Origin of the sequence: Actinophytocola algeriensis, assembly GCF_014203735.1 — a bacterium.
Classification (GTDB): Bacteria; Actinomycetota; Actinomycetes; order Mycobacteriales; family Pseudonocardiaceae; genus Actinophytocola; species Actinophytocola algeriensis.
Map to the genome: position 1 here is coordinate 370796 of NZ_JACHJQ010000010.1, position 25196 is coordinate 395991.

The window sequence follows — 25196 nt, forward strand, 5'->3', positions numbered from 1 at the left end:
GTCAGCGCCCTCCGAACAGGTAGCCGCGGCGCCGCATCAGGACGACGAACACCGGTACACCCACCAGTGCCGTGATCGCGCCAAGGGGCAGCTCGCGCGGCGCGACCACGGTCCGCGACACCAGGTCCACCCACACCATGAGCACCGCACCCACGAGCGGCGCGACGACCAGCACCCGCGCGTGCCCCGCGCCGACCAGGATCCGCACCACGTGCGGCACCACCAGCCCGACGAAGCCGATCGCGCCGCTCACCGCGACCATCGCGCCGGTCGCCACCGCCGTCAGCACGAACAGTCCCCTTCGGACCACCGCGGCGTCGACACCGAGGCTGCCCGCCGTCTCGTCACCGAGCGACAGCACGTCCAGCGCCCGGCTGTACCGGCGCACCACCGCGAGCGCGACCAGCACCACCACGGCGACGACCGGCAGCGCGCCCCACGTCGCGGCACCGAACCCGCCCATCGTCCAGAACAGCACGGCGCTCGTCGCCTCGCTGTCCGGCGCGAAGTAGATGATCACGCTCAGCACGGCCTGGAACCCGAACGCCATCGCGACCCCGGTCAGCACCAGCCGCAACGGCATGATCCCCGCCGCGGAGCGGGACGCCACGTACACCAGCGCGGAGGCGCCCAGCGCACCGGCGAACGCGCCCGCCGACACCGCGTAGATCCCCAGTCCCGCCAGCCCGCCGGAGACGCCGACCGCGACCGCGCCCACCGAGGCACCCGACGACACGCCGAGGATGAACGGGTCCGCCAGGGCGTTCCGCACCAGCGCCTGCACCACGACGCCGACCGCCGCGAGCCCGGCGCCGACGACCGCGGCCAGCAGCACCCTGGGCGTCCGGATCTGCCAGACGATCTGGTAGCGGGTCACCTCGTCCGGCCCGATCTCCCCGCCCGACACCGCGGCCCACAGGTACCGCACGGTCTCCACCGGCGCGATCACCGCGGGCCCCAGCCCGATCGCCACCAGCACGGAGGCGAGCAGAACGACGGACAGGGCGATCGCGAGCGCCCGCACCGAGCCGCCGACCCGGCGTCGACCGGCAAGCCATCTGGAATTGATTGTCATTGTCAAGTACTGTACCCGGCACGTCCGGGTGATCAACCCGCGGTGCGCCTGCGGACGCGCGCACGGGGCCGGACGGGTGAACGACGCTGCACCGATCGGCTCTCTGCACCCCATGAGGCCAATGGGACGTTCTCGTCATGCGTCTCGCACCCTCGCGATGGCCGCCGCGGTCGGCCTTGCCCGCGGCACCGGCGACTACGAGGTGCCGCGGAAGGTCTTCCTCGACTTCGGCGGCGCCACGGTCGACCTGGCGGAGTTCGCGATCGAACCGAACCCCGGTGTCCGCACGCTGAGCCCGTTCCCGACGTTCCTCGGTGAGTGGTGCCTGACGGCCGGGGACGAGCCCGCCGTGGTCCGCCGGATCGTGCGGACCGCGCGCGAGAACCTCGCCGAGAACGTCGCGGAGCACAGGAACAACCCCGGCCACCCGGCTGGCCGTCCTCAACTCCGCTGATCCACCAGGACGTCTTCGGCGGGCAGAACGTCGGCCGGGTCGTCATCGGTGGCACGACGAAGGAGGCGGGGTTCGCGACGGTCGACATCTCCGGGTCCATCGACCCGGAGATGTCGACCACGAGGAGTACGCGCTGGTGCTGCGGGACTTCCTGGCGCAGCCCGCGGGCCCTTCGGTGTCGCTCAACACCCAGGAGTCAGTAGGCGGGGACGGCCAGGAGCATCACCAGCCAACGACACCCCGGTGAACCATCCCGGTCACAGCACTAGGAAACCTGTGTGGTGTCCGCGATCGGCACGCTTTGGTTGCCGACCGGACAAAAGACGAGGCTCGAGTGCGGAGAAAAACAGGACGGTGTGTAGGTCACGGTGCCCGCATTGCCGTACGTATACTCGGCACTACCGGAAAAGGTCGCCCACTCACCCGGCACCAGCCTCGGATGCGTCATCTCACGGATGGACAACGTTCCGCTCTCGGCACCTTGCAGCCGGAGGTGCATCCAGGCGTCGAACTCGTTGGCCGGTATCTCGTCGAACGAGGGCGGCCACAACATTCTGAAACTTGCCTCGATCGACTCGGTCGCGCCGACATTCGTCGTGGTCGGGGCTGTAACGGTCAACTGCGGATCGATATACCACATGCCCCCAGTCCCCAAGTAGGCATAGTACCTGGCAGTGACCGTGTCGGCTGCCGCGGGCGCCGCCGCGACTGTCATCAACCCCACAGATGCCACCACCGAAACCAGCGCGGATGCGACTCGCCTGCCCCACCGAGACATGGCACTCCTTCGACCGTAGACATCAGTTGTCGACGCCCAGCATGCGTTGGTCTGAGCCCGCGTGTCATCTCATAACGTGTGACGTCCCGCCGGACCTGTACCCCAAGAGTCAACAGCGACAATCCACTAGAGGCGGTCGTCGAAGAGCTGAACCCAGCGACCGTCGAAACCGCCGTTCGCCGGGGTGTACCACTCGCCAGGCAGCCAGGTGCCGGTCTCGCGGTGGTCCGCGCTGTCGACGGCGCCCGTGTGGACGAAGAAGTCGTGCTGGCGCCAGTAGGTGTTGTGGGACGCGGGATCGCCGCTCGCCGCGCCGCGGCTGCGGCCCGCGCTGTCGACGCCGAGGCCCGCGTACCCGCCGAAGTCGTCCGAGCCCGAGATCTCGTCGGCGTTCTCCTCACCGGAGTACGCGCCGTAGAACCACGCCTTCTGCAGTACGCCTTCGCGGCCGTCCGTCAGGTCCGACGCGGCGCTGTCCCGGGACGCGGTGTAGAAGCGCTGCAGGCCCGCGCTCACCTCCGCCGCGCCGTTCTCGGCGGTCACCGGGCTTTCCAGCAGCACGTCGCTCGACTTGTCGGCCAGCCAGTGGGTTTGCCAGTTCGCGTGCTGCCAGTGCGTCGGGACGACATCGGCGAGGTCCTGCAGTTCGTAGGTGACGCGTTTGGTCGCCTGCCAGGGGACGGCGGTGCCGTTGTCCACCTTGCTCGCCAAGGCGTTCGCCGTCGCCGGGGTGATCGGCTGGGCCCGCCACGTCGCCACCGCGGCCGCCGAGTTCTCCGGGACGAACGCGTAGTGCACGTTCTTCTCGTTGTCGTTGTTGATGTCCGTCTCGGCCGTGCTCGTGCTTTCCATGCGCGCGGCGATGGTCGTCCACGGTGTGGTGGCGAACCGCAGTTCGTGGCCGTGCGGGTTGATGTCGGGCAGGTCGAAGTTGCTGTGGTCCGCTTGCCACAGCAACAGGTGCCTGCCGGTCGCCGTCGGCATGAAGTTCACCGCGCTGTCCGTGCCGCGGCGCATGACGTGGTCCTTGTGGCTGGTGACGGTCACGTGCCCGACCGTCTCCCCCGCCCCCGGCGTGCCGGTGACACCGCGCAGGACGATCTCGACGCGCTCCCAGTCGTGGATCTCCGCGAAGTCCTTGTCCGCCGCGTTGTACACGTGGAACAGCAGTACGAGGTTCTTCACCCCGTTCTCCGTGTACTCGATCAGCGCCGTGTACAGCGTGGGCCGGATCCGCCAGTGGGGATTGGCGCCCGCCGTGGCGTACTGGCCGACCGTGCGCCAGCTCGCCCGGTTGTCGCTGAAGTCGCCGTCGCGGTCGAAGTCGTAGTTGGACAGCCAGTCGCTGCCCTCGCGGCCGTTGTTCTCGTCGCCGCGCTTCAGGATCACCGGTGCGTAGTGCGCCAGGTAGGCCTGCCGCTGCGCCGTGGTCAGACGCCACGTGTCGGCGACCGCACTCCCGGAACCCGGCCACACCACCGAAGCCGCCACCAGCACCAGCGCGAGGAGCAGCCCTCGTAGACCCTTCACCACAACCCCCGACGTCGTGATCCTCCAGGCAGGACCTCCCCACCTTAGTCGGATCCGATGATCACGTCACCGGCCGAAGGGAGGAGGCCGTCCCCGTCCCGGCGAGGGAGCGGGACGGGGACGGCGCGTCACTTCTCGTTGATGTCGACCTGCGGCGGGACCTCGAAGAGCTCGTCGTGCTGTTCGAGCATGACGTACTGCCGCTCGTGCTCCTTGTCCTCGCCGTTCACCCGGCCGCCACCCATGGCGCCCATCGGCATGACACCCGGCGCGCCACCGCCACCGATACCGCCACCCCGGGACGACGACGGCGCACGGGTCGTCTGGCCCTCCCGGCGGACGCTGTCCGCGCCACGTTCGCCGCCGACGCGGGCGCCGGGCGCGAGCGGCACGGCACCCAGCTGCGCCCCGCCACCCGGCACGGCTCCGGAGGACACGCCGGCTCCGCCCACCCCGCCCGAGAACCGGGCCGCGTCCGTGCCGTTGATCGACGGAACCTGCGGGACCACACCGGACGACCGGGTGCCGACGTCCGGCGGACCGCTCGAGCCACCCGGCGTGGACAGGCCACCCGGTGTCGGCACACCGCCACCGAAGCCACTGCCTGCGCCGCCGCCCGCCCCGCCACCGGCGGAGGCCGGGGACGACGATCCGGTGTCACCGGCGGGGTCCGCCGCGGCCAACGTGCTCGCGAGGTCACCGCCCCGCGGCTGGGCAGCACCGCCACCGCCACCGCCACCCGCCTCGGGCGATGTCGTGTCGGCCTGGACGCTCTGCTTGCTGATGGTGGTCAGCGCCGCCTTGATCAGGTCCACGACACCCAGCGCGCCCTGCACGAGCTTGAGCAGGTTGTTGCCGCTGGCCACGAGCGCCGCCAGCTTCGCGGCGATCCGCAACGCGTACTCCACGGCGATCCCCACACAGGGCGGGATGGCCTCCACGACGCTCTGGCCGAACGTCTCACCCGCCCGCGCGACGGCCTGCGTCATGATCGGCACGATCTGCGCGACCGCCTCGGCGATCAGCTCGGTGACCTCCGCGATGGCCTGCGCCACCACCTGGCCGGCGCCGATGATCGCGCTGCCCACGTTGTTGCTCGCCTCGCCGAGGCCCGCGACGCCGTCCCCGTGCTGTGCGGCGGCGTCCCGGTAGTCCGACGCGGCCGCGCCGGACCATTCGGAGGTCTGCGAGCCGGCCGACTCCCGGTACGAACCGGCCACTCCTGCGATGTCCTGCCCGGCGTCACCGAAGTCCTGCGCGCCGGACGTGACCGACGACCCGTTCCCGCCCTGCAGCTGGGTGAGCGGCTCGCCGAGGAACGACACGAGCGGCATGAACCAGCTCAGGCCTGCCGCGGCGAGCCCGGTCAGCGGGTTGAGCGAGGAGCCGAGCATGCCCAGCGGTGCGCCGGGCACGCCGAGCCCTGGCGCCACCCAGCCCTTGGCGTTCACGGCGTCGTTCGTCGCCCGCAGGTCGACGACCATCCGTGCGGTGTCCGTGTCGGTCATCGGGGGTACTCCCGGGTCAGGTCGGTCGCGTTGGTGTCGTCGGTGTACTCGTAGCCAACGGCGGTGCGGGCCATGCCGGTGCTCATCTCGGCCACCGAGGACGACGCCTCCGTGACCGTGTTCGCGACGTGGGTCATGGCGCCCTGCAGGCCGGTCGCGAGGAAGTTGGCGAACAGGCCGAGCGCGAGGTCGGACAGGCCGCTCGGCAGCCGCCCGCCGATGGCGGACAGCTGGTCGGCGACGTCGTCGAGGTCGCCGACGTGCCCGTGCAGCTGGCCGGGGTCCACATCGAAGTTGGTCATCGCGTGATCTCCGGGTTGGCGAAGTAGTCGTCGTCATCGGGTTCCGTCCGCGCGGCCACGGGCGCGGGCAGGTGCTGCTTGATCACGTCCAGCGCGGGCCCCTCGCCGAGGTAGGCGGTGGAGATGCCCGCGATCCGGGCGCTGACCGCCTGCCGCGCCTTGCGCGTGGTGTCCAGGATGAGCCGCGCCAGGTCCTGGGACTCGAGGGTGCGGGCGTCGGGCGTGAGGGTGAGATCCTCGAGCACGCCGCTGGCGCCGACCCGCACCTCGACCTCGCCGCGGGGGGAGGACGCCGTCCCACCGGCCTCCCGCACGCGCTCGCCCGCCTCCTTGGCGCGCTTGGCGATCTCGGTGAGCCGCTTGTCGTACTGCGCGAGCCACTGTTCAGGATCCATCGTCTTCCCTTCTGGCGATCATGACCAAGTTGTCGAGCGCGTGGCGCAGATCGACGGGCCGCAACGCGTTGACGCTGATCCACCCGTCGTCCGTGCGGTTCACCCGTACGCGGCCGCGCGGTCCGTCCACCCAGGACAGCTCGATGCCGGTCCGGCCGCCGTCGCGGCGGGTCGCCCCGAGCTGCCCGGTGCCGGTCAGCTCGGGGAGCAGCACGCCGACCTGTTCCAGCGCACCGGGATCACGGCCGTCCGGTGGGAGCGTGATCGGCATGGCCACCGCCGACTCGACCTCGGGCACCATCCCGAGCAGTTCCCCGGCCATCGCGTTCTGCGCGACCCGCCGGATCCGCACCCCGTTCACCGCGGGGTTGCCCGTCATCGACTGGCGGCAGATCAGCGCCCAGGACCGGTAGACCATGGCCACGACACCGAACGTCCCGTCCTGGCCGGTCAGCACGAGGTCGACCGCGCCCCGGTGCTCCCGCAACGCCGTGACCACCTCGGCCGCGACGCCCAGCGGTCCGCGCTCGCCCGCCAGGCCACGGGCCCGCAGGGTCACGCCCGCCGCGGCCAGCAGCACCTCCCGCTCCCCCGCGATCCGGCCGAACTCCCCCACCCGCAGCGGGAACGGGAACCGCGCACCGGCGTGCGTGGCGAGCAGGTCCAGCTCGACGAGCCCGAAGTGGACACCGTCGGGCCGGGTCCCGGTCACCGGCGCGGCGGTCATCCCGCCGTCTCCCCTTCGGTGAACTTCCACGCGACCTCGCGGTCGCCGTCCTGGTAGCTGTCCACGGTGGCCCGCAGCGCCCGGTGGTAGCTGGCCAGCTCGGTGTCGGCCGCGCTGACCTCGCCGGTCAGCCCGGCCGGGCCCGCCGCCTCCCGCAGCCGCGCCGCCAGGTGCAGCGCGGGCGGCGCGGTGCCGAGCAACGGCCTGTGCTCGGCCAGCCTGCCCGCGGAGGACACCAGGCCGTTCGTCTGGTCGCCGACGTCGACCAGCGACCGGACCTGCCCGGTCAGCTCGTCGGCGAGGACCTCGAAGTCCTTGGAGTCCCGGTCAGAGGTCAAAGTCGTGCTCCCTGTCTGTCACGCCGCCGATCACCGGCGTGCTGGTCCGCTCGTCCACCGTGAAGAGCCCGCTGTCCACGTTGGGCAGGCTGCTGCGGTAGTCCTTGTCCTGCTCCTCGTCCGCGTGCCGGGGAGCCATCGCGGGCATGAAGCCGCCGGGGCCCATTCCGCGCCTGGCCGCCGCGTCGGCGAGTGCGGCGCTCTCCGCGGCGAGCACGCTGCGCGCGAAACCCGGACCGGCGCCGACCATCCCGCCGGGGCCAGGCGTTGCACCGCCCCCGACCAGCCGGGACCACGGCACACCGCCGGTCCCGGACGACCCGCCTGCCGTGACCCCGGCCGCGCTGGTCGTCGCTCCTCCCGGCCCGTCCAGACCGTCCGCCCCGTACGTCCTCGGGGTGGCGGCGTCCGGCCGTCCCGGCACGACCTGGTGGCTGCTGTTCCGCAGGCTCGACTCGTAGCGCTGCATCACCCGCACCGCCTCGGCCTTGGACACCCCCGCCACGGCGTCGGCGGTGAAGATCCGCGCGCCGCCGACCAGGATCGCCTCGACCGGGTGCAACGGCCCGGCGCCGACCGAGCTCGTCGCCAGGGTCATCGGGTCCGGCGGAGGTGGCGGCATGGTGTTGCGCGCGACGGCCAGCGCGTCACCCGCGTCACCGGCCGCCTTCTGCACCGTGCTCGCCCGGGCGCCGACGTTCCAGATCTTGTCGGACAGCTCGGCGAGCCGGTCCGCGGCGAGGTCGGCCGCGCGGCCCTGCCAGTTCGACCGCAGCGCGTCGGCCTCGCGGCGCAGCGCGTCCGCGTAGCCGGTCAGCGCGGTGCTGTGCCGGCCCCACTCCTCGGCGACCGCGCCGACGTCGCCGACGTCCGCGCCCTCCCACAGCATCCGGTGCAGTTGTTCATGGCTGTAGGCGTTCCAGTTCGTGCCGCCCGGCGGGGTCGGCGAACCGAAGAACTCCGCCCACACGCTGTCCAGCGCGTCGGTCAGGGTTTGTGCGAGCGTCCCGAGCGGCCCGTCCGGACTCAGCACCGAGGTCACCGCGCTCACCAGGTCCTCGACAGTTTCGAACACGTCACAGACAGTGGTGCCGGCCTGGTCCCGAAGCCAGGACCTCGCACCGGACATCTATGTCCGGTGGCGGAAACCGCAGGTCAGCCGACGTCGAGGAGGTGTGCGTGGAGACGGGCGTGCCGGAACTGGTAGACCGCGCCGACCTGGCGCAGCACGCCGCGGCGGCAGGCGTCCTCGAGGAACTCGGCCACGTGCCACGGCAGGCGTCCGGTCAGCGGCAGCCACACCCTGGCGAACACCACCCACTGGCCCCACGCGGTCAGGCAGAGCCCTATCACGAGCCCGATCACCGGACCGAGCACGAGGTCGAGCAGGACCGCGGCGGGCCACACGTAGTCGAGGGCGACCGTGATGACCAGCAGGTGGGCGACGGCGAGCACGAGCCCGCAGCCCGCGAACCCGGCCACGACGGTCGACCGGTTGGTGCGCAGGAGATCGGCGGGACCGACCACCGACCTGAGGTCGACCGGGGCTTCCAGCCCGGCCATCAGACCCCACGTGAGGCCGACGAGCGCGCCGAACCCGGCGCCGGCCGCGAACCCGCCGAAGAAGCCGAACCCGAACAGGCCCATCGGGTCGAGCCGGGCCACGCACGCCAGCCCGAGCACCACCCCGAGACCGGCCCCGCCGACCACCCCGATCAGGAGTCTCGGGACGAACCGCCTCCGCAGCTGACGGGACCCACCCCTGGTGCGCAGCCGGACGCGGGACGGCTCGAACGCGCCACCGCCGAAGGTGATCCCGGCGCCGTGCGCGAGCCCGAGGGCCAGCCCGAAGCCGAGCCAGTTGCCCACCGCGGCGACGAGACCGAGCATGACAGGCCCGCCGGCCAGCGCGCCCACCAGCGAGATCATCGACCCGGTGAGCACACCGACGACGAGACCGGCCAGCAGCCCGACGACGGCCATGCGCGAGCGGCGGCGCATCGAACTGCCCAGCTGCCACCAGGCGAGGTCCGAGGTGTCGAGCTTGTCGAGGTGCCGGGCGAGGTAGGAGAGCCAGCCCCGCACCCGCTCGCGTTCCCAGCGCGGCTGCCGGTCCCGGTAGACCGTGGGGATGAAGCTGCCGAGCAGGTGGTCCTCGAGCGCGTACTGGCTGCCGAACCGGCCGGTGTCGAGCAGCTCGGCAGGGTCCCGGCCCGCCGGGTCGCTGTAGATCGCGCGGGCGAGCCCGACCATCAGCGGGGTGGTCAGCACCGCGCGGAGGTTGCCGCTCGCCGGGCGCCCCGGGTGGTCGTGCAGCTCGTTCAGGACCGGGTCCCACGCGGTGGCGCCGGAGTCCTTGCGCGTGGTCCTCGGGAGGTAGTCGACCAGGTCGGCCACGGTGAGGTCGATCAGGCGGACCGCCGCCGCGGCGGTCAGGGGGTCGGTGCCCGCCACGGCCGCGTACTCGCCGGGGCGGCTGGTCAGCAGCAGCGGCAGGGTCGTGTCGTTGAGCGCGTCCAGTGCCGTCCGGTGCAGCCCGGCCGCCAGCTCGTCGAACCCGTCCAGCACCGGCACCACGCGGCCTGCCTCGACGAGCGCGGTCGCCAGGTTCGACTTGTCCCCTTCCGCCGCCGCGAGGCCGGGGTGGTCGCGGACCAGCTGCCCGGCCAGCCAGTCCCGGAACCCGGTGGCGGTGGGGTCCCACGACCCGAGGCTGAAGACGACCGGCACGGCGTCACCTCGGACGCGGGTCCGCAACAGGTCGAGGACGAACCGCACGGCCAGCACCGACTTGCCAGAGCCCGCCCGGCCGAGCACCACCAGCCGCCGGGACGGGATCCGCCGGTACACGTGGGCGATGTCGGGCAGGCGGCCCACCAGGTCCAGCGGGGCGGCGGACTCGCCGGGGGCGGACCGGCAGATGTTCTCCCAGTGGTCCATCACGCCGTCGGGCGCGAGGTCCCAGCGGACCGGCAGCGGGAACGGGTCCTGGATCCGCCGCAGTTCTTCTTCCCGGCCCAGGCGCGCACCGACCGCGTGCGCGAGGTCGTCGGCGGCCTCCGCCAGCCTGCGCTCGAACGGCGACTCCGGCCGGACCTCCTCGGTACCGGCCGGCTCCGAGGGCACCTGCCCGTCGGCGACGGCCAGCAGCCGCGCCCGCTCGTCCGGCTGGAGGCCGAGGGCGTCGGCCAGCAACCGCACGGTGTCCAGCTGCGGGTTGGCGCTCACGCCGGTCTCGAGCCGGCGAATGGTCCGCACCGACAGACCCGCGCGGTCCGCCAGCTCCTCCTGCGTCAACCCCGCCTGCTGCCGCAACTGCCGGAGCAGCACACTGAACTGGATCGTCACGTACCGCACCTTAGCCAGTGCGGACAGCCACCGGGGGCGGGTTGTGCATCTCCGCCGGATCCGACCGGAACCGGCCGACGCCCGAGGACTACCCGAGCACGTCCGGCGGGATCGCGCCGCCGGGGCCGAACGGGATGGCGTCCAGGTCCTTCTGCTCGACGACGTCCACGCCGCCCTGGCTCTCCTCGAGGATCCGCTGCGCGGGGGTGTCCCTGGTGTACCAGCGCTGGGCCTTCTTCGGCAGGCGGGGGTCCTGCTCCACGTAGAAGCGGAGGTCGCCGAACTTGAAGGTCTTCCCTGGCACCTGCTGGGCGCTGTTTCCCCTGACGAGTCGCAGTGACATGTCTTCTGCCTTTCTTTTCGGTACTTGGAGACCGGGGACGGGGATGCCGAGTGCCTCGCCGATCGCGAGGGCCACCCGCTCGGGTCCGCCCGGTCCGTCGAGGAGCGCGCGGTCGTCCCGGTTGGTGCGGAAACCGCACTCTGCGATGAACGCGCGCCGGTTTGCCTTCCCGACCGCGTTGCGCACGCCGTAATACCCGGCCAGCGCGTCCGTGTAGTTGTCGACGCGGAATCCGTGCGTCCAGCCGCGGGCTTCGTACGCGCGTTTCCACGCGTGTGCGAACGCCTGCCCCTCCCGGGTGCGGTAGCCGACCGATGCGCCGTGTGCCGTGGGATTGTCGGACCCGTCGCAGTGGATCGAGACGAACGCGTCGCCGCGGTAGTCGTTCTCGTCCGCGAGGGTCTTGTTCACCTTCCACCCGGCCTGGCCACCCAGCAGGCGGACGCAGGCGTCGGCGACCCGGACCGCGTACTCCTGCTCCCCGGTGGTGCCGGTCTTCCCCGTCCTGCGGAAGCAATGGCCTTGCTGGACAACAAGAACAGGCATCAGTCCTCCAGGTCGCCGGTGAGCGCGGGCAGGTCGGACCCCTTGGCCGTGTCGAAGGTCGGGATGTCCCCGGCGTTCGGCAGGGTGGTGTCGTGTTCCGGCCCGTCGTCGTGCTCTTTGTTGGGAATGTTCTCGTGTGTCATTCGGATCGCTCCTTCCATGGATATCCGGCGCGGTCTCCGTGACGAACACAAGACGTGTGGTCGGGCGTCCTGATACACCCCGGCGGGAATATCCGGCCGGGTTTCTCGGCGCGTTACCGGTGGGAGATCGGCACGCGGGCAGACGTCGGCCACTACCCACATCGCCCCGCGGATGGTTCAATCGTCACACGAGTTGTCTAGACCAATGAGCGAGGGAGCCACGCGTGTCTCGACAGCGAAGTCGTCTGTTCACCATCCCCCTGCTGGCCATCACCACCGCGGTCGGGCTGGCCGCACCCGCGAGCGCGGGCGGTCGCGGCGTACCGCTCGACCAGCTGCGCGTCACCACGACGGAGGTGGCGGCCGACCTGGAGAAGCCGACCTCGATCGCGGGTCTCCCCGACGGGCGCCTGCTGATCACCGAGAAACCGGGCCGGATCCGCGTGTACGACCCACGCACCGGCCTGTCCCCCACCCCCGTCCTCGACATCTCCGACCGGATCAACGACTCGGAGGCCGAACGCGGGTTGCTGGCGCTCGCACCGGACTACGGGCGGACCAAGAACGTCTACGTCGCGTACACCGGCCTCCCGGACGGCGCGGTGACCCTGTCGCGCGTGCGGCTGACCACCGGCACCGAGCAGGTGCTGCTCACCCAGGAACACGCCGAGTTCGGCAACCACAACGGCGGCCACGTGACGTTCGGCCCCGACGGGTACCTGTACCTCGGCATCGGGGACGGTGGCAGCGGCGGCGACCCGTTCGGCAGCGGTCAGCACCTCGGCACCCTGCTCGGCAAGATCCTGCGCATCGACGTCGGCCGCACCTGCGGCGCCCTGCCGTACTGCGTGCCGAGGAGCAACCCGTTCGTCGGCGTCAGCGGCGCGCGGCCGGAGATCTGGGCGTGGGGCCTGCGCAACCCGTGGAAGTTCTCGTTCGACAAGGCGGACGGTTCGCTGTGGATCGCGGACGTCGGTCAGGGCCGGTACGAGGAGATCGACCACATCGGCGGCCGCGACGGCGGCGTGAACTTCGGCTGGTCCTGCATGGAGGGACCCGTCGTGTTCGACGAGACGCGCTGCGACCCGGCCGCCGAGCTCACCGCACCGGTCTTCCACTACCGGTCCGGCATCGAGGGCTGCGCGGTCATCGGCGGCGCCGTGTACCGCGGCCAGCGCTACGCGGACCTGGCCGGCGGCACCTACGTGGCGGCCGACTTCTGCGCCATGACCGCGTACGGCCTGCGGGCAGGCCGGGACGGCACCCACACCGGCGCCGCGATCGGCACCTTCCCGGAGTACGTCACCGCCTTCGGCACCGACCACCGCGGCGAGTTCTACGTGGTGACGGAGACGCCGGGCAAGCTCTACCGCGTCGGCTTCACCCGCGTGAGCTGAGCACGCGCGGGCAGTGGGAGGACGGCCAGCGGCACGTGGTGCTGGCCGGCGTGGATGTCGCGGTCGCGCAGGCTGCCCTGCGCGACCGGGCGCGGGAAGGAGATCTTGACGACGTTGAGCGACGGGATGCGGAACATCCGCACGCCTGCGGCAGGCACGCCGTACAGGCGCGCGACGACCTCCTCGTTGACGAAGCCCGGGTCGGCGGCGACGGCGTAGGCCGCTTCGTCGCGCATGAACAGTTCCATGGTGACCCAGAACGGGCCGGCGTTCTTCGACCGGACCTCGGTCGCCAGGTCCTGCAGTGTCTCGGGCACGGTCTCAGGCACGGTTGCCTGCCTTCCGGATCTCGGTGCGGAACAGGGCGGTCGGGTCGTCGGTGTCGACGACGTGGTTGAGGACGAACTCGTACACCGCGCCGCGCTCGGTCTCGGCGGGCGAGGTCGCGAACGCGAGGCTCGGCAGGTACGCCATGTCCACCGTGGGCAGGTGCAGCATCAGCGGGTTGGCGATCTTCGCGACGGCGGTGGCGGTGGCCTGGTCGGCGGCGTGCACCAGCAGCAGCACGCCGACCTCGCGGGCGGGTCCGGTCGCCGGGTCGAGGTCCGCCAGGATCGCGTTGTGGCCGTAGAGCCGGATGTCGAACTCGTAGTCGCCGTCCGGACCGGCGCTGAGGCCGAGGGTCTGGTGCACGCGGTCGGTGAGCACCTTGTCCAGCAGCGCGGCCCAGTGCTCGATGTTCGCGAGGATGTGCGGGTCGCGGATGCCGGTGAACGACATCGTCTCGTAGCCGCTGATCCGGGCCCCCTCGAGCTTGATCGTGTGCTGCTCTGCCGGTTCGAACACCGAGTCCGTCACGCGCACGATCCGGTCGCTCAGTGCCTCGTAGGTCGCGTGGGTGACGTCGAGGGTGCCTGCCGGTTCACGCATGCGGAACGGGTCGGCCGTCTCGTACAGCATGTGCGCGGCCACGGACGCCGGTGTGCACGCGGCGGTGGGGTCGAGGGGCTCGATGGTGAAGCCGTCGTGGTCGATCGTGGCGAGCACGCCACCGGAACGCGGGTTCGTGGTGCACTGGCCGCCGCACTCCACGATCTTCGACGCGTGCCACACCGGTCCGGCGGGCAGCCCCTTCATCAGCGGGAACGCGGCCGCGACGGCGGTGTCGGTGGCGCGGCCCGCCAGGACGACGTCGGCACCCGCCCGCAGCGCGGCCTCGATGGGTTCGTGGCCCATCATGCCGACGATGCGCGCGCAACCGTCGATGGTCGCGGCGTCCAGCGGTCCGTGCGGCGGGAGCGGGTGGATGGCGTTCTGCCCGAGGCGTTCCTTGAGGTACGCGGGTTCCTGCTCGCTGTGGATGGTCGCGACGGTCAGACGGAGGTCCTCCTCGGCGAGGATTCCGTCCGTGATGCCCGCGAGCCAGTCGACCCCGCTGTCCGCGCCGCTGGTGCCGCACGACCCGACGATGAGCGGGATCCCTGCCTGCGCCGCCGCGCGCAGGAGGATCCGCATGTCGCGGGCGACGGCCGCGGCGGAGGTCTTGGGCGTGCCGGACCCGAGGTAGTACGGGCCGGAGTCGGTGGAGCCGCCGTCGACGGCGATGACGTCGGCGCCCAGTTCGAGCCCGCGGGCCACCGTCTCGGGGGTGAACCCGGCGCCGATCATGCCGGTGGGCACGAGCACCCGTACCGCGGTGTCGTTCACTGCTTCTCCTTGGGGTGGTTGACCGGAAATCGTGGTTCGCCGCGCAGGGCGGCCAGCAGTTCGTGTGCGGCGGCGAGGGCGGTGGCGTGCCGGGCCTGCGCGGTCTGCCCGGCGAGGTGCGAGTAGACGGTGATGCCGTCGACCCCGCGCAACGGGCTGGCGGGCGGCAACGGTTCGGTGGCCACGACGTCGAGGGCGGCGCCGGCGAGCCGTCCGGTGGCGACCGCGGTCGCGAGTGCCTCCTCGTCGACGAGCGCGCCACGGGCGGTGTTGACCAGGATCGCCGTGGGTTTCATCAGTGCCAGCGCGGCGGCGTCGATCAGGTGGTGGTTCCCCGGGGTCAGCGCGGTGTGCAGGGACACGTAGTCGGACTCGCGCAGCAGCGTCGGCAGGTCGACGAACTCCACAGTGGACCCGGCGGGGTGGTTGGTGGCGCAGAGGACCGTCATCCCGAACGCGGTGGCCAGTGGGGCGACGGCACGGGCGGCCGGGCCGAACCCGACGAGCCCGAGCGTCGCGCCCCGCAGTTCCTGTCCGCTCTCCCTCGGCCAGTCCCCTGTGGACACCCCGGTGGCCGACTCGACCAGGCGCCGCGCGGCGGCGAGCAGCAGGCCGACGGTGTACTCGGCGACCGCGTTGCTGTTGATCCCCGGCAGGTTGCTGACCTGGATGCCGAGCCGTGCGGCCGCGTCGACGTCGACGGCGTCGTACCCGACACCGGACCGCACGACCGCCCGCAGTGCCGGGGCGCGCGCCAGCACCCCGGCGGTCAGCGGGTCGTGGGCGACGATCGCGCCGGTGACTCCGCGCAGTGCCTCGACGAGGTCGTGGCCGTTCCGGCGGCGGACCCGCAGTCCCGCCGCGGTGAGCACCGCGTCGGCCTCGTCGTCGCGGTAGTCGGTGGTGACCAGGACGGTGCCGGCGGCGCGGTTCACAGGGCGGCGCCGGAGGTGGTGCGCCGCAGGGCGATGATCCGCAGCACGACCACCACGGCGAGCACGGCGATCAGCGCCGCTTCCACCAGCATGAGGTCCCAGCTGGTGAGGTCGACCATGCCGCCGACCACCGCCGGGCCCGCGAAACCGCCGCTGTACCAGCCGACCGTGTACAGCCCGGAGTAGGTGCCCAGCACCCGGCTCGACGGGGCCAGGTTCCAGAGGAGCACCGCTCCGTTGATCATGAACCCGGCGGCGCCGACGGCTCCCCCGCACAGCGCCACCACCGTCGCGGCCGGAGAGTGCGCGAGCGTGCCCGCGACCATCGACACGACGAACAACGTCATGCCGGCCGCCATCACCCGCAGCCGGCCGACCCGTTCGGAGAGCAGTGCCAGCGGGAACGCGGCGAGCAGGTAGGCCACCCCGCTGAGCAGGGTGAGCCCGCCGGCGTCCCCACGGGACAGTCCGAGCGACTCCATGCCGTACGTGGTGATCAGCGACCGCGACGCGAACCAGGCGCAGCCGAACAGGAAGATCGCGAGGATCACCAGCACCCTCGTGCGGTCGGCGTCCCGGACGATGTCCCGCAGCACGTCCCGCATGCGCGAGGCGGGCGCGGCCTCGACCGCCTCCTCCGCGAGTGCCGCCTGGTAGGCGGGCGAGGAGCTGTCCCGCACCCGCGCCACGAGCACCGCGGCCGAGACGATCATCAGCGCCGACGGGATCCAGAACGACACGACCGGGTAGTCGTCGACGAGGAAGCTGCTGATCAGCGCGGAGACGATGACCGTGAGCGCGATGGCGATCTTGACGACGGCGTTCGCGCGGCTGCGGCGTTCCGGGCGGATGTAGTCGGGCAGCAGCGACTCCCCCACCGGCTTGAAGCTGTTGGCCACCAACGTGTACACGAACATCAACGCGATCAGGACGGGCAGGCTCGACGCGAGCGGGACGGTGGCGAACAGCAGCGCGGCGACCGGCATCCCGACCGCGAGGTACGGGATGCGGCGGCCCCAGCGGGTGCGGGTGTTGTCCGAGCGGTTGCCCATCCAGGGCTGGACGAAGATGCCGAGCACGTTGTCCATGCCCATCAGCAGGCCGATCAGCGCGGCACTGCTCAGGTACTCGCGGAGCAGCGGTGGCACCTGGGCGTCGTAGAAGTTCCAGGTCGACTCCTGCGCGAACGCGGCGAGGGCGACGTAGAAGGTGATGTGACGCCCCCGCGCCCGGACGAGGGGCGGTTCCACTGCGGTCATCGTTGCCCTCCAGCGCCGTCGCTTTCGCCGGAGGTTAGTTATGCTATAGCAACACTGTCAACAGTTGCATAGGCAGGTGCCATATGATCACGGGCATGGAGACACTCGCCGACCGCACCTACCGGGCCGCGAAGGAAGCCATCGCCGCGGGTGAGCTCCGCCAGGGGGAGAAGATCACCGAACGGGGCCTGGCCGAGCGCTTCGCCGTCAGCCCCACCCCGGTCCGGGAAGCGATCCGGCGGCTGGAGCAGGACGGGCTCATCGAACGCACTGGCCCGCGCACGGTGGTCGTCGCGACGATGGGTGACACGGCGATCCAGGAGCTGGCGGAGGTGGAGATCGCCCTGCGCGGCCTGGTCGCCCGCTTCGCCGCCCGCCACGCCACCCCGGCCCAGCTGGACGAACTGGACACGATCCTCGACGAGGCCGACGACCTGCTGATCGTCGTGCGGAAACGGCACGCGGACGGCGAGCCCGTCGACCGCCAGGTCGGCAAGCTGCTGGACACCATGCAGCGGTTCAACGACGCCGTGAACACCTGCGCCAACAACCCGGTGCTGGTCCGCCTGCTGGACCAGACCCGCGTCTTCTCCCGCGCCGAACGCCGCACCAGACTGCTCGAACACGTCGCGGCCAACGACCGCTTCGGCCTCGACCGCTACGCCAGCCACCGCGAACTGGTCCGCGCACTCCGCGACGCCGACGCCGCGGCCGCCGAGTCCATCGTCATGAACGACGCCAGGGGCGGCCTGGCGGAACTGCTGTCCAGCTGACTCCGCGCGGTCAGGTGGCGACCAGCCGGGCCACGGCCGACGCGTCGTCCAGCGCCTCGCGCGCAGCCAGTTCGGCACTCGCCTGCTCGCGGTAGGTCTCCAGAGCCGCCTGCCGCGCGGACAGGTCCCAGCCGAGGTGCTCCCCCACCAGGTCGGCGGCCGCCTCGGCCGCCGCCAGCCCCCGGTCCGGGTACTCGATGGCGATGCGGGTGCGCCGGGCCAGCACGTCCTCCAGATCCAGGGCACCTTCGTGGGTCACCGCGTAGACGATCTCCGCCGCCAGGTACTCCCCCGCGCCGGTGAGCGGGGCGGCGAGCCCCGGCTCGCGGGCGATCATCGCCAGCAGGTCGGTGATCGCCGAGCCGTATCTGCCCAGCAGGCGTTCGACGGTGGCCACCGGCAGACCGGGCGCCAGATCGTGGCGGGACGCCACCAGCTCGCGGTACCCGACGGCGCCGTGGATCGGCAGGTGCCTGGTCAGCGACGGCGCCACGCCGAGGCCCCTCGTCGCCGCGTCGACCACGTCGGCGGCCATGACCCGGTACGTCGTGTACTTCCCGCCAGCCACGACGAAGAAGCCGGGCGCTGGTTCGGCCACCGCGTGTTCCCGGGACAGCTTCGTGGTGTCGTCGCCGGAGCCGTCGAGCAGCGGGCGGAGTCCCGCGTAGACACCCACCACGTCGTCGACCGTCAACGGTGTCCGCAGCACGCTGTTGACGTGTGCCAGCAGGTAGTCGACGTCCGCACGGGTGGCGGCCGGGTGGTCGGGGTCGTGGTCCCACGGTGTGTCGGTGGTGCCGATGATCCAGTGCCGGTCCCACGGGATGACGAACAGCACGCTCTTCTCGGTACGCGTGATCAGCCCGACGTCGAGCCGCAGCCGGTCGCGGGGCACGAGCAGGTGCACACCCTTGGACATGCGCACGTGGAAGGGCGCCTTCGCGTGATCGAGCCCGCGGACCTCGTCGGTCCACACGCCGGCGGCACTGATCACCCGCCGCGCGTGCACGACCTGCTCGCCTCCCGAGAGCAGGTCGCGCACGCGAACCCCGGTCAGCCGGCCGCGGTCCCGGAGGACCTCGGTCGCCTCGACGCGTGTCAGCACGGTCGCCCCGTGCTGCGCGGCCGTGCGCGCGATCATCATCACCAGGCGCGCGTCGTCCACCTGTGCGTCGTAGTAGCGGACGGCGCCCGTGAGCGCATCCGGTCGCAGCGCGGGCGCCAGTTCGAGCGCGCCGCGCCGGGAGAGGTGCCGGTGCATCGGCATGGCACGTGCGCCACCGATGCTGTCGTAGAGCAGCACACCCGCCCCGACGTAGGCGCGTTCCCACACCCGGTGCGTCAGCGGGTACAGGAACGGCACCGGCCGCACCAGGTGCGGCGCGAGGCGGTTCAGCAGCAGGCCGCGTTCCTTGAGCGCCTCGCGCACCAGCCCGAAGTCACGCTGCTCCAGGTAGCGCAACCCGCCGTGGATGAGCTTGCTGGACCGGCTCGACGTGCCTGCCGCCCAGTCCCTCGCCTCGACCAGCGCGACGGACAGGCCGCGGGACGCCGCGTCGAGTGCGGCACCCGCACCCACCACGCCACCGCCCACGACGAGCACGTCGAACTCGGTCCCGGCGAGGGCGCGCAGCGACGCGTCCCGGTACGCGAGGTCCAGCTTCGCCGACATCCGGCACCTCTCCCTTTGTCTAGTCCACGTCCGCGTCGACCCAGTCGAAGGACTTGGTGACGGCCTTCTTCCAGTTCCGGTAGACCCGCTCCCGCTCACCCGAGTCGAGTGCCGGTGTCCACCGCTTGTCCTCGGCCCAGTTGGCGCGCAGCTCGTCCTGGTCCTTCCAGTAGCCGACCGCGAGACCGGCCGCGTAGGCGGCGCCGAGCGCGGTGGTCTCGGCGACCTTCGGCCGGACCACGGGCACGTCGAGGATGTCGGCCTGGAACTGCATGAGCAGCTCGTTGGCGACCATGCCGCCGTCGACCTTCAGCTCGGTGAGCGCCACGCCGGAGTCGGCGTTCATCGCGTCGAGCACCTCGCGGGTCTGGAAGGCGGTGGCCTCCAGCACCGCGCGGGCGAGGTGGCCGCGGTCGACGAACCGGGTGAGCCCGACCAGCGCACCGCGGGCATCGGCCCGCCAGTACGGCGCGAACAACCCGGAGAACGCCGGCACGAAGTACGCGCCGCCGTTGTCCTCCACCGACCTGGCGAGCGTCTCGATCTCCGCGGCCGAGCCGATGATCCTGAGGTTGTCCCGCAGCCACTGCACCAGCGCGCCGGTGATCGCGATGGAACCCTCGAGCGCGTAGACCGGCTGCTGTTCGCCGATCTTGTAGCACACGGTGGTGAGCAGGCCGTTCTCGCTCGCGACCTTCTCCTCACCGGTGTTCAGCAGCATGAAGTTGCCGGTGCCGTAGGTGTTCTTCGCGGTGCCGGGCTCGTAGCAGACCTGCCCGAAGGTGGCCGCCTGCTGGTCGCCGAGGATGCCCGCGATCGGCACGCCTTTGAGCACACCGGGACCGCCGACGCCGTACTGCTCCGACGAGGAGCGGATCTCCGGCAGCATCGTGAGCGGGACGCCCATCTCCTTCGCGATCTCCGCGTCCCACGACAGGGTGTCCAGGTCCATCAGCATGGTCCGCGACGCGTTGGTCACGTCGGTGGCGTGCACGCCGCCGTTCGGTCCGCCGGTGAGGTTCCACAGCGTCCACGTGTCGGTGTTGCCGAACAACAGGTCGCCGTCCTCGGCGCGGCGGCGCGCGCCCTCGACGTTGTCGAGGATCCAGCGGATCTTCGGCCCCGAGAAGTAGGTCGCGAGCGGCAGCCCGACCTTCGCCTTGTACCGGTCCCCGCCGCCGCCGAGCGCGCCGAGCTCCTCGACGATGGCCTGGGTTCGGGTGTCCTGCCAGACGATGGCGTTGTACACCGGCTCACCGGTGTGCCGGTCCCACACGACCGCCGTCTCGCGCTGGTTGGTGATGCCGACGGCGGCGAGGTCGCCGAGGTTCAGGTCGGCCTTGGCCAGCGCCTGCCCGATGACGAACCGGGTGTTCTCGCTGATCTCCTTCGGGTCGTGCTCGACCCACCCGGCCTTCGGGAAGATCTGCTGGTGTTCCTTCTGCCCGACCGAGACGATCGAGCCGGAGTGATCGAAGACGATCGCCCGCGTGCTGGTCGTGCCCTGGTCGACGGCGAGAACGTACTGGGTCATTGCGGCAAGTCCTTTCAGAACACGACCTGGGAGAGCAGACCGGCGATCACACCGCCGATGACCGGGCCGACGACCGGCACCCACGCGTAACCCCAGTCGGAGTCCTTGCGGGGCCGCGGCCCCGCCGTACGCGCGGTGCCGGGACCGCCGACGCCGACCGCGACCGTCGCCTTGTGCTGCACGGGCAGCAGGGCGTGCGCGATGCGCGGGCCGAGGTCGCGGGCTGGGTTGATGGCGTACCCGGTCGGGCCGCCGAGCGAGGCGCCGATGCCGACCACCAGCAGCGCGACCGCGAGCGGGCCGAGCTGGTGCGGGGTGTTGCCGAACGCCAGCACCACGAACACCAGCACGAAGGTGCCGAAGATCTCGGTGACGACGTTCCAGCCGGGGCTGCGGATCTCCGGCCCGGTGGAGAACACGGCGAGCTTCTTGCCCTCGTCCTCCTCGGCCTCGAAGTGCTTGCGGTAGGTCAGGAACGCCGCGCAGGCACCGAGGAACGCGCCGAGGAACTCCCCGGCGAAGTACACCAGCGTGGAGCCGACCGAGATCGAGACGTCCGGCGCGTAGGTGTCGGCACCCGACGCGAGGATGCCGAGCGTCACGGCGGGGTTGAGGTGCGCGCCCGACTTGTAGGCGACGAACACACCCGCGAAGACCGCGAGCCCCCAGCCGAAGTTGATGAGTAACCAGCCACCGTCCTTGCCCTTGGACTTGGCCAGCAGCACGTTCGCCACCACGCCCGCACCGAGCAGTATCAGCGTGCCGGTACCGAGCATTTCACTGACGAACACCTCTCCGAGAGACACGGTTTCCTCCATTCGCCGTTGAACAGACGAGCACAGTTCGAAACAGGCCGACGGACCGCGCCTTGCCAGGGCGAGGGACGTGGTGAACGGAGGTCGGCCGGACTTTTGAACTGTGCTCGGAGTGCTCGCGTGTCGGACCGACACGTGGGTACCGGGAAGTTATGGGCGGGGGCGTGTGACCTCAACGGCGATCGGTCGGCATTGTCGAACGGTGCTGGCGATCCACTGTGAACTGGCGACCAACTTTGGCGATGCAGGGCCGGTGACCGGTGGTCACCCTCCTGGCACGCGTTCGACATTGCCGACGACGACCGATTTAGGTAGGTTCCGGGCGTGCCGGGTCCGATTCAGTCGATCGAGCGTGCCGCGGCGATGCTGCGGCTGCTGGCGCGCGGTTCGGGCCACCACGGGCTGGCCGAGATCGCGGCCGCGCTCGGCCTGGCCAAGGGCACCGCGCACGGCATCCTGCGCACGTTGCAGCGGGTCGAGTTCGTCGAGCAGGACCAGAGTACCGGCCGCTACCGGCTCGGCGCCGCGTTGCTGCACCTCGGCACCAGCTACCTGGACGCGAACGAGCTGCGCTCCCGGTCGATCAACTGGGCGGACACGCTCGCCGCCCGCAGTGGCCACGAGGTCCGGATCGGCATGCACCTCGACGGGGCCGTGCTCGTCGTGCACCACGTGTTCCGGCCGGACGACACCATGCAGACCCTCGGCATCGGCGGCATGCTGCCGCTGCACGCGACCGCGCTCGGCAAGGTGCTCCTCGCCTACGACGCGGGGCTCCTCGCGACGATCCGCCGCGCCGAGCTGACCTCGCTCACGCGCCGCACGATCGTCCGCCCCTCGGCGCTGGAACGGGTTCTCGCCGAGGTGCGTGCGGCGGGGTGGGCGAGCGAGGCAGAGGAGTACATGCCGGGCGAGGCGGGCATCGCGGCCCCGATCCGCATGCCGGGGGGTCTCGTCGTCGGGGCGATCGGGATCTCCGGTGCGGTGGACCGGATCTGCCAGACCGCGAACCGGCCGAGACAGGCGCTGGTGGACCACGTGTGCCACGCGGCGGAGGCCGTGTCCCGCTCGCTCGCCACCGACAACTGAGACCCGGACAACCAGACCCGGACCAAGGACGAAAGAGCAATGGCGCAACGGTTTGTGATGGCGATCGACCAGGGCACCACCTCGACCCGGTGCATCGTCTTCGACAGCAACGCCCGGCTCGTCTCGGTGGCCCAGCGGGAGCACCGCCGGTACTCCCCCCGGCCGGGCTGGGTCGAGCAGGACGCCGTGGAGATCTGGCGCAACGTCGACCGGATCATGCCGCAGGCGTTGCGCGACGCGGGCATCGGCGCCGACCAGGTGGTCGCGCTCGGCATCACCAACCAGCGCGAGACGTTCGTGGTGTGGGACCGGCACACCGGCGCACCCGTCGGCAGGGCGATCGTCTGGGAGGACATCCGCACGGAGGAACTGGTGGCCGAGATGGCGTCCCGCCCCGGCGCCGACGAGGTGAGGGACCGGTGCGGGCTGCCGCTCGCGACCTACTTCTCCGCGCCGAGCCTGCGCTGGCTGCTGGACGACGTGCCGGACCTGCGGGACCGGGCGGAACGCGGCGACGTCCTGTTCGGCACCATGGACACCTGGCTGATCTGGAACCTCACCGGCGGCGTCAACGGCGGGCTGCACGTCACGGACGTGACCAACGCGTCGCGGACCATGCTGATGAACATCATGACGCAGCAGTGGGACCCCGAGCTGCTGTCCTTCTTCGACATCCCGCGCCGGATGCTGCCGGAGATCCGTCCCACGACGGAGATCCACGGCCGCACCACGCGGGTCGTGCCGGGCATCGAGATCGCGGCCGCGCTCGGCGACCAGCACGCCGCGCTGTTCGGGCAGACGTGCTTCGCCGAGGGCGAGACCAAGTGCACCTACGGCACCGGCAGCTTCCTGCTGATGAACACCGGCACCAAGCTGATCCGCTCCGAACACGGGCTGCTCACCACGATCGGCTACCAGCTCGGCGGCGAACCGGTGACCTACGCGCTGGAGGGCTCGATCGCCGTCACGGGGTCACTGGTCCAGTGGTTCCGCGACAACCTGGGGCTCATCCACTCCGCTCCCGAGATCGAGACGCTCGCGAGGACCGTGAAGGACAACGGCGGCTGCTACATCGTGCCCGCGTTCTCCGGGTTGTTCGCGCCGCACTGGCACAGCGAGGCACGCGGCCTGATCGTGGGCCTGACGTCCTACATCACCAAGGGGCACCTGGCCCGCGCGGTGCTGGAGGCGACGGCGTGGCAGACCCGCGAGGTCGTCGACGCGATGAACGCCGACCTCGGCGAGCGGGCCGGCGTGCTGCGGGTCGACGGCGGGATGACCGCCGACCACCTCCTGATGCAGATCATCGCCGACGTGCTCGACGTGTCGGTGATGCGGCCGATGGTCGCCGAAACGGTGTCCCTCGGCGCCGCCTACGCGGCGGGGCTCGCGGTCGGGTACTGGCCTGACCTGGCCGGGCTCCGCCGGAACTGGCATCTCGCGGCGCGGTGGACCCCGCAGATGGACCCACGGCACCGGGACGAGGAGTACGCCAACTGGAAGCGGGCCGTCGAGCTCACCTTCGGCTGGGCCACGCCGCGCCATACCGTCGACAGTGGACAGTTCTGACCCGGGTCAGCCTGCGTCGAGGACCTCGCGCAGCCGTTCCGCGAACTCGGGGGGCTTGCCCGCGTAACCGAACTCGGCACCGAGGAACCCGCCGTGATGGCTGGGGAAGACGGTCGCCTCCTGCCCGAGCAGCGCGGCGGTGGCGACGGCCGTGCGCCCGGTGAAGGTGTCGCCGGTCTCCTCCCCGACGGCGATGACGACGCGGGTCGGCGCCGCGGTCAGTGCCGCCACGTCCGGCTGGTAGTCGCTCACGGCCCAGGACGCGTCGGACAGCAGCGGGTCGTCGCGCTTGCCGTCGTCCTCGGTGGGCATCCCGAACGCGGCCGGGTCCGGTGCGGGCTGCGCGAAGTAGGCGTCGGTGAACTCGCCCTGCCACGCGGTCATGCCCATGAACGCCGCCATGCCCGCGCCCCAGCCCTTGGCGTTGTAGGCGTCCCGGAACCCGGCCCGTGCGCGCGCCGCCGCCTCGGCGTCCGGCAGTACGGGGATGATCGGCGGCTCGTGCGCGACCAGCGTCGTCACGTCGCCGGGGTGCGCGGCGACGAGCGCGAGCGCGGTGACCGCGCCGCCGCTGCTCCCGAACATCTCGACCGGTCCGGCGCCGAGCGCCTCGATGACGGCGTGCACGTCCTCGGCCTGCACCGAGGGCGTGTTGTCGGTCCGGCCGTCGCTGCGGGTGCTGCGACCGAGACCACGCGGGTCGTAGGTCACGACCGTGCGGTCGGGCAGGTGCGAGATGAGCGTGGTGAACCCGCTGGCGTCCATCGGCTGGCCGAGCATGAACAGTGGTGGACGGCCGTCCTGCGCAGGCAACGGGCCGTGGACGTCGTAGACGATGTCGGCGCCGTCGGTGCGCAGGGTGTGGGTCTCTCTCGCCATGGCCGCCTCTCCGGGTCGTGGGCTCCCCAGACCCTACGCGAGCGGCGGCACCCGGTCGACAGGTCAGGCCGAGACGTCAG

General features: G+C 71.5%; 25 protein-coding genes. 5 read left to right on the forward strand and 20 right to left on the reverse strand.

Annotated elements, in window-relative coordinates:
- Position 1 precedes the first annotated feature (1 nt).
- Entirely contained in the window at positions 2 to 1075 is a 1074-nt protein-coding gene (locus FHR82_RS39230; RefSeq protein ID WP_184815709.1) for a FecCD family ABC transporter permease, read from the reverse strand.
- A 157-nt stretch (positions 1076 to 1232) separates the two neighbouring features.
- Between FHR82_RS39230 and FHR82_RS39235 the strand changes: the two genes are divergently transcribed.
- On the forward strand, positions 1233 to 1529 hold the full coding sequence (locus tag FHR82_RS39235) for a hypothetical protein (protein ID WP_184815710.1): 297 nt from the start codon (positions 1233 to 1235) through the stop codon (positions 1527 to 1529).
- A gap of 265 nt (positions 1530 to 1794) precedes the next feature.
- Here FHR82_RS39235 and FHR82_RS39240 read toward each other — a convergent pair whose 3' ends face one another.
- The 11 genes from FHR82_RS39240 to FHR82_RS39290 all read right to left on the reverse strand — a co-directional run bounded on the left by FHR82_RS39240 (position 1795) and on the right by FHR82_RS39290 (position 11487).
- The gene (locus FHR82_RS39240; RefSeq protein WP_184815711.1) at positions 1795 to 2169 is read right to left on the reverse strand and encodes a hypothetical protein; all 375 of its coding nucleotides are present in this window, start codon (positions 2167 to 2169) and stop codon (positions 1795 to 1797) included.
- A gap of 264 nt (positions 2170 to 2433) precedes the next feature.
- Positions 2434 to 3837, reverse strand: coding sequence for a hypothetical protein (locus FHR82_RS39245; protein WP_221464840.1), 1404 nt, complete (start codon positions 3835 to 3837; stop codon positions 2434 to 2436).
- A gap of 128 nt (positions 3838 to 3965) precedes the next feature.
- On the reverse strand, positions 3966 to 5345 hold the full coding sequence (locus tag FHR82_RS39250; protein WP_184815712.1) for a WXG100 family type VII secretion target: 1380 nt from the start codon (positions 5343 to 5345) through the stop codon (positions 3966 to 3968).
- Positions 5342 to 5647 (reverse strand): WXG100 family type VII secretion target, encoded by a 306-nt coding sequence (locus FHR82_RS39255; RefSeq protein ID WP_184815713.1) that lies wholly within the window; start codon positions 5645 to 5647, stop codon positions 5342 to 5344. Before FHR82_RS39255 ends, FHR82_RS39250 begins: the two co-directional genes overlap by 4 nt.
- Positions 5644 to 6042, reverse strand: a complete 399-nt coding sequence (locus FHR82_RS39260) for a YbaB/EbfC family nucleoid-associated protein (protein WP_184815714.1) — start codon at positions 6040 to 6042, stop codon at positions 5644 to 5646. Before FHR82_RS39260 ends, FHR82_RS39255 begins: the two co-directional genes overlap by 4 nt.
- Positions 6032 to 6769 carry an ESX secretion-associated protein EspG gene (locus FHR82_RS39265; RefSeq protein ID WP_184815715.1) on the reverse strand — a complete coding sequence of 246 codons (738 nt, stop codon included), beginning with the start codon at positions 6767 to 6769 and terminating at the stop codon, positions 6032 to 6034. The genes FHR82_RS39260 and FHR82_RS39265 overlap by 11 nt, the downstream gene beginning before the upstream one ends.
- The gene (locus FHR82_RS39270; protein WP_184815716.1) at positions 6766 to 7107 is read right to left on the reverse strand and encodes a hypothetical protein; all 342 of its coding nucleotides are present in this window, start codon (positions 7105 to 7107) and stop codon (positions 6766 to 6768) included. Before FHR82_RS39270 ends, FHR82_RS39265 begins: the two co-directional genes overlap by 4 nt.
- On the reverse strand, positions 7097 to 8182 hold the full coding sequence (locus FHR82_RS39275) for a PPE domain-containing protein (protein WP_184815717.1): 1086 nt from the start codon (positions 8180 to 8182) through the stop codon (positions 7097 to 7099). Before FHR82_RS39275 ends, FHR82_RS39270 begins: the two co-directional genes overlap by 11 nt.
- Before the next feature lie 80 nt (positions 8183 to 8262).
- Positions 8263 to 10455 carry a helix-turn-helix domain-containing protein gene (locus FHR82_RS39280; protein ID WP_184815718.1) on the reverse strand — a complete coding sequence of 731 codons (2193 nt, stop codon included), beginning with the start codon at positions 10453 to 10455 and terminating at the stop codon, positions 8263 to 8265.
- An 88-nt stretch (positions 10456 to 10543) separates the two neighbouring features.
- Positions 10544 to 11344, reverse strand: a complete 801-nt coding sequence (locus tag FHR82_RS39285; protein WP_184815719.1) for an N-acetylmuramoyl-L-alanine amidase — start codon at positions 11342 to 11344, stop codon at positions 10544 to 10546.
- A complete protein-coding gene (locus tag FHR82_RS39290) occupies positions 11344 to 11487 on the reverse strand; it encodes a hypothetical protein (RefSeq protein WP_184815720.1) in 144 nt (47 codons plus the stop codon). Before FHR82_RS39290 ends, FHR82_RS39285 begins: the two co-directional genes overlap by 1 nt.
- 224 nt (positions 11488 to 11711) lie before the next feature.
- Between FHR82_RS39290 and FHR82_RS39295 the strand changes: the two genes are divergently transcribed.
- On the forward strand, positions 11712 to 12884 hold the full coding sequence (locus FHR82_RS39295; RefSeq protein ID WP_184815721.1) for a PQQ-dependent sugar dehydrogenase: 1173 nt from the start codon (positions 11712 to 11714) through the stop codon (positions 12882 to 12884).
- Here the strand turns inward: FHR82_RS39295 and FHR82_RS39300 are convergent.
- From FHR82_RS39300 to FHR82_RS39315, 4 genes are read right to left on the reverse strand one after another with little or no spacing between them, the layout of a single operon-like run.
- Complete coding sequence (locus FHR82_RS39300) at positions 12854 to 13213, reverse strand: DUF4387 domain-containing protein (protein ID WP_184815722.1); 360 nt, start codon at positions 13211 to 13213, stop codon at positions 12854 to 12856. The genes FHR82_RS39295 and FHR82_RS39300 overlap by 31 nt on opposite strands.
- Positions 13206 to 14591 carry an acyclic terpene utilization AtuA family protein gene (locus FHR82_RS39305; protein ID WP_311771486.1) on the reverse strand — a complete coding sequence of 462 codons (1386 nt, stop codon included), beginning with the start codon at positions 14589 to 14591 and terminating at the stop codon, positions 13206 to 13208. The genes FHR82_RS39300 and FHR82_RS39305 overlap by 8 nt, the downstream gene beginning before the upstream one ends.
- Entirely contained in the window at positions 14588 to 15526 is a 939-nt protein-coding gene (locus tag FHR82_RS39310) for a phosphoglycerate dehydrogenase (RefSeq protein ID WP_184815723.1), read from the reverse strand. Before FHR82_RS39310 ends, FHR82_RS39305 begins: the two co-directional genes overlap by 4 nt.
- Complete coding sequence (locus tag FHR82_RS39315) at positions 15523 to 16785, reverse strand: MFS transporter (RefSeq protein WP_184815724.1); 1263 nt, start codon at positions 16783 to 16785, stop codon at positions 15523 to 15525. The genes FHR82_RS39310 and FHR82_RS39315 overlap by 4 nt, the downstream gene beginning before the upstream one ends.
- A 95-nt stretch (positions 16786 to 16880) precedes the next feature.
- On the opposite strand from FHR82_RS39315, the gene FHR82_RS39320 reads away from it, so the two are divergent.
- Complete coding sequence (locus tag FHR82_RS39320) at positions 16881 to 17558, forward strand: GntR family transcriptional regulator (protein ID WP_225943822.1); 678 nt, start codon at positions 16881 to 16883, stop codon at positions 17556 to 17558.
- Positions 17559 to 17568: 10 nt separating this feature from the next.
- Here FHR82_RS39320 and FHR82_RS39325 read toward each other — a convergent pair whose 3' ends face one another.
- From FHR82_RS39325 to FHR82_RS39335, 3 genes are read right to left on the reverse strand one after another with little or no spacing between them, the layout of a single operon-like run.
- Entirely contained in the window at positions 17569 to 19230 is a 1662-nt protein-coding gene (locus FHR82_RS39325) for a glycerol-3-phosphate dehydrogenase/oxidase (RefSeq protein WP_184815726.1), read from the reverse strand.
- Positions 19231 to 19249: 19 nt separating this feature from the next.
- Positions 19250 to 20764 (reverse strand): glycerol kinase GlpK, encoded by a 1515-nt coding sequence (gene glpK / locus FHR82_RS39330; RefSeq protein WP_184815727.1) that lies wholly within the window; start codon positions 20762 to 20764, stop codon positions 19250 to 19252.
- 14 nt (positions 20765 to 20778) lie between these two features.
- Complete coding sequence (locus tag FHR82_RS39335; protein ID WP_311771487.1) at positions 20779 to 21570, reverse strand: MIP/aquaporin family protein; 792 nt, start codon at positions 21568 to 21570, stop codon at positions 20779 to 20781.
- Between the two features lie 333 nt (positions 21571 to 21903).
- On the opposite strand from FHR82_RS39335, the gene FHR82_RS39340 reads away from it, so the two are divergent.
- Together FHR82_RS39340 and glpK (FHR82_RS39345) are read left to right on the forward strand one after the other, a co-directional pair.
- On the forward strand, positions 21904 to 22668 hold the full coding sequence (locus FHR82_RS39340; RefSeq protein WP_184815729.1) for an IclR family transcriptional regulator: 765 nt from the start codon (positions 21904 to 21906) through the stop codon (positions 22666 to 22668).
- A gap of 39 nt (positions 22669 to 22707) precedes the next feature.
- Positions 22708 to 24237, forward strand: coding sequence for a glycerol kinase GlpK (glpK, locus tag FHR82_RS39345; RefSeq protein ID WP_184815730.1), 1530 nt, complete (start codon positions 22708 to 22710; stop codon positions 24235 to 24237).
- 6 nt (positions 24238 to 24243) lie between these two features.
- On the opposite strand, the gene FHR82_RS39350 is transcribed toward glpK (FHR82_RS39345), so the two are convergent.
- On the reverse strand, positions 24244 to 25116 hold the full coding sequence (locus tag FHR82_RS39350; RefSeq protein WP_184815731.1) for an alpha/beta fold hydrolase: 873 nt from the start codon (positions 25114 to 25116) through the stop codon (positions 24244 to 24246).
- Positions 25117 to 25196 lie beyond the last annotated feature (80 nt).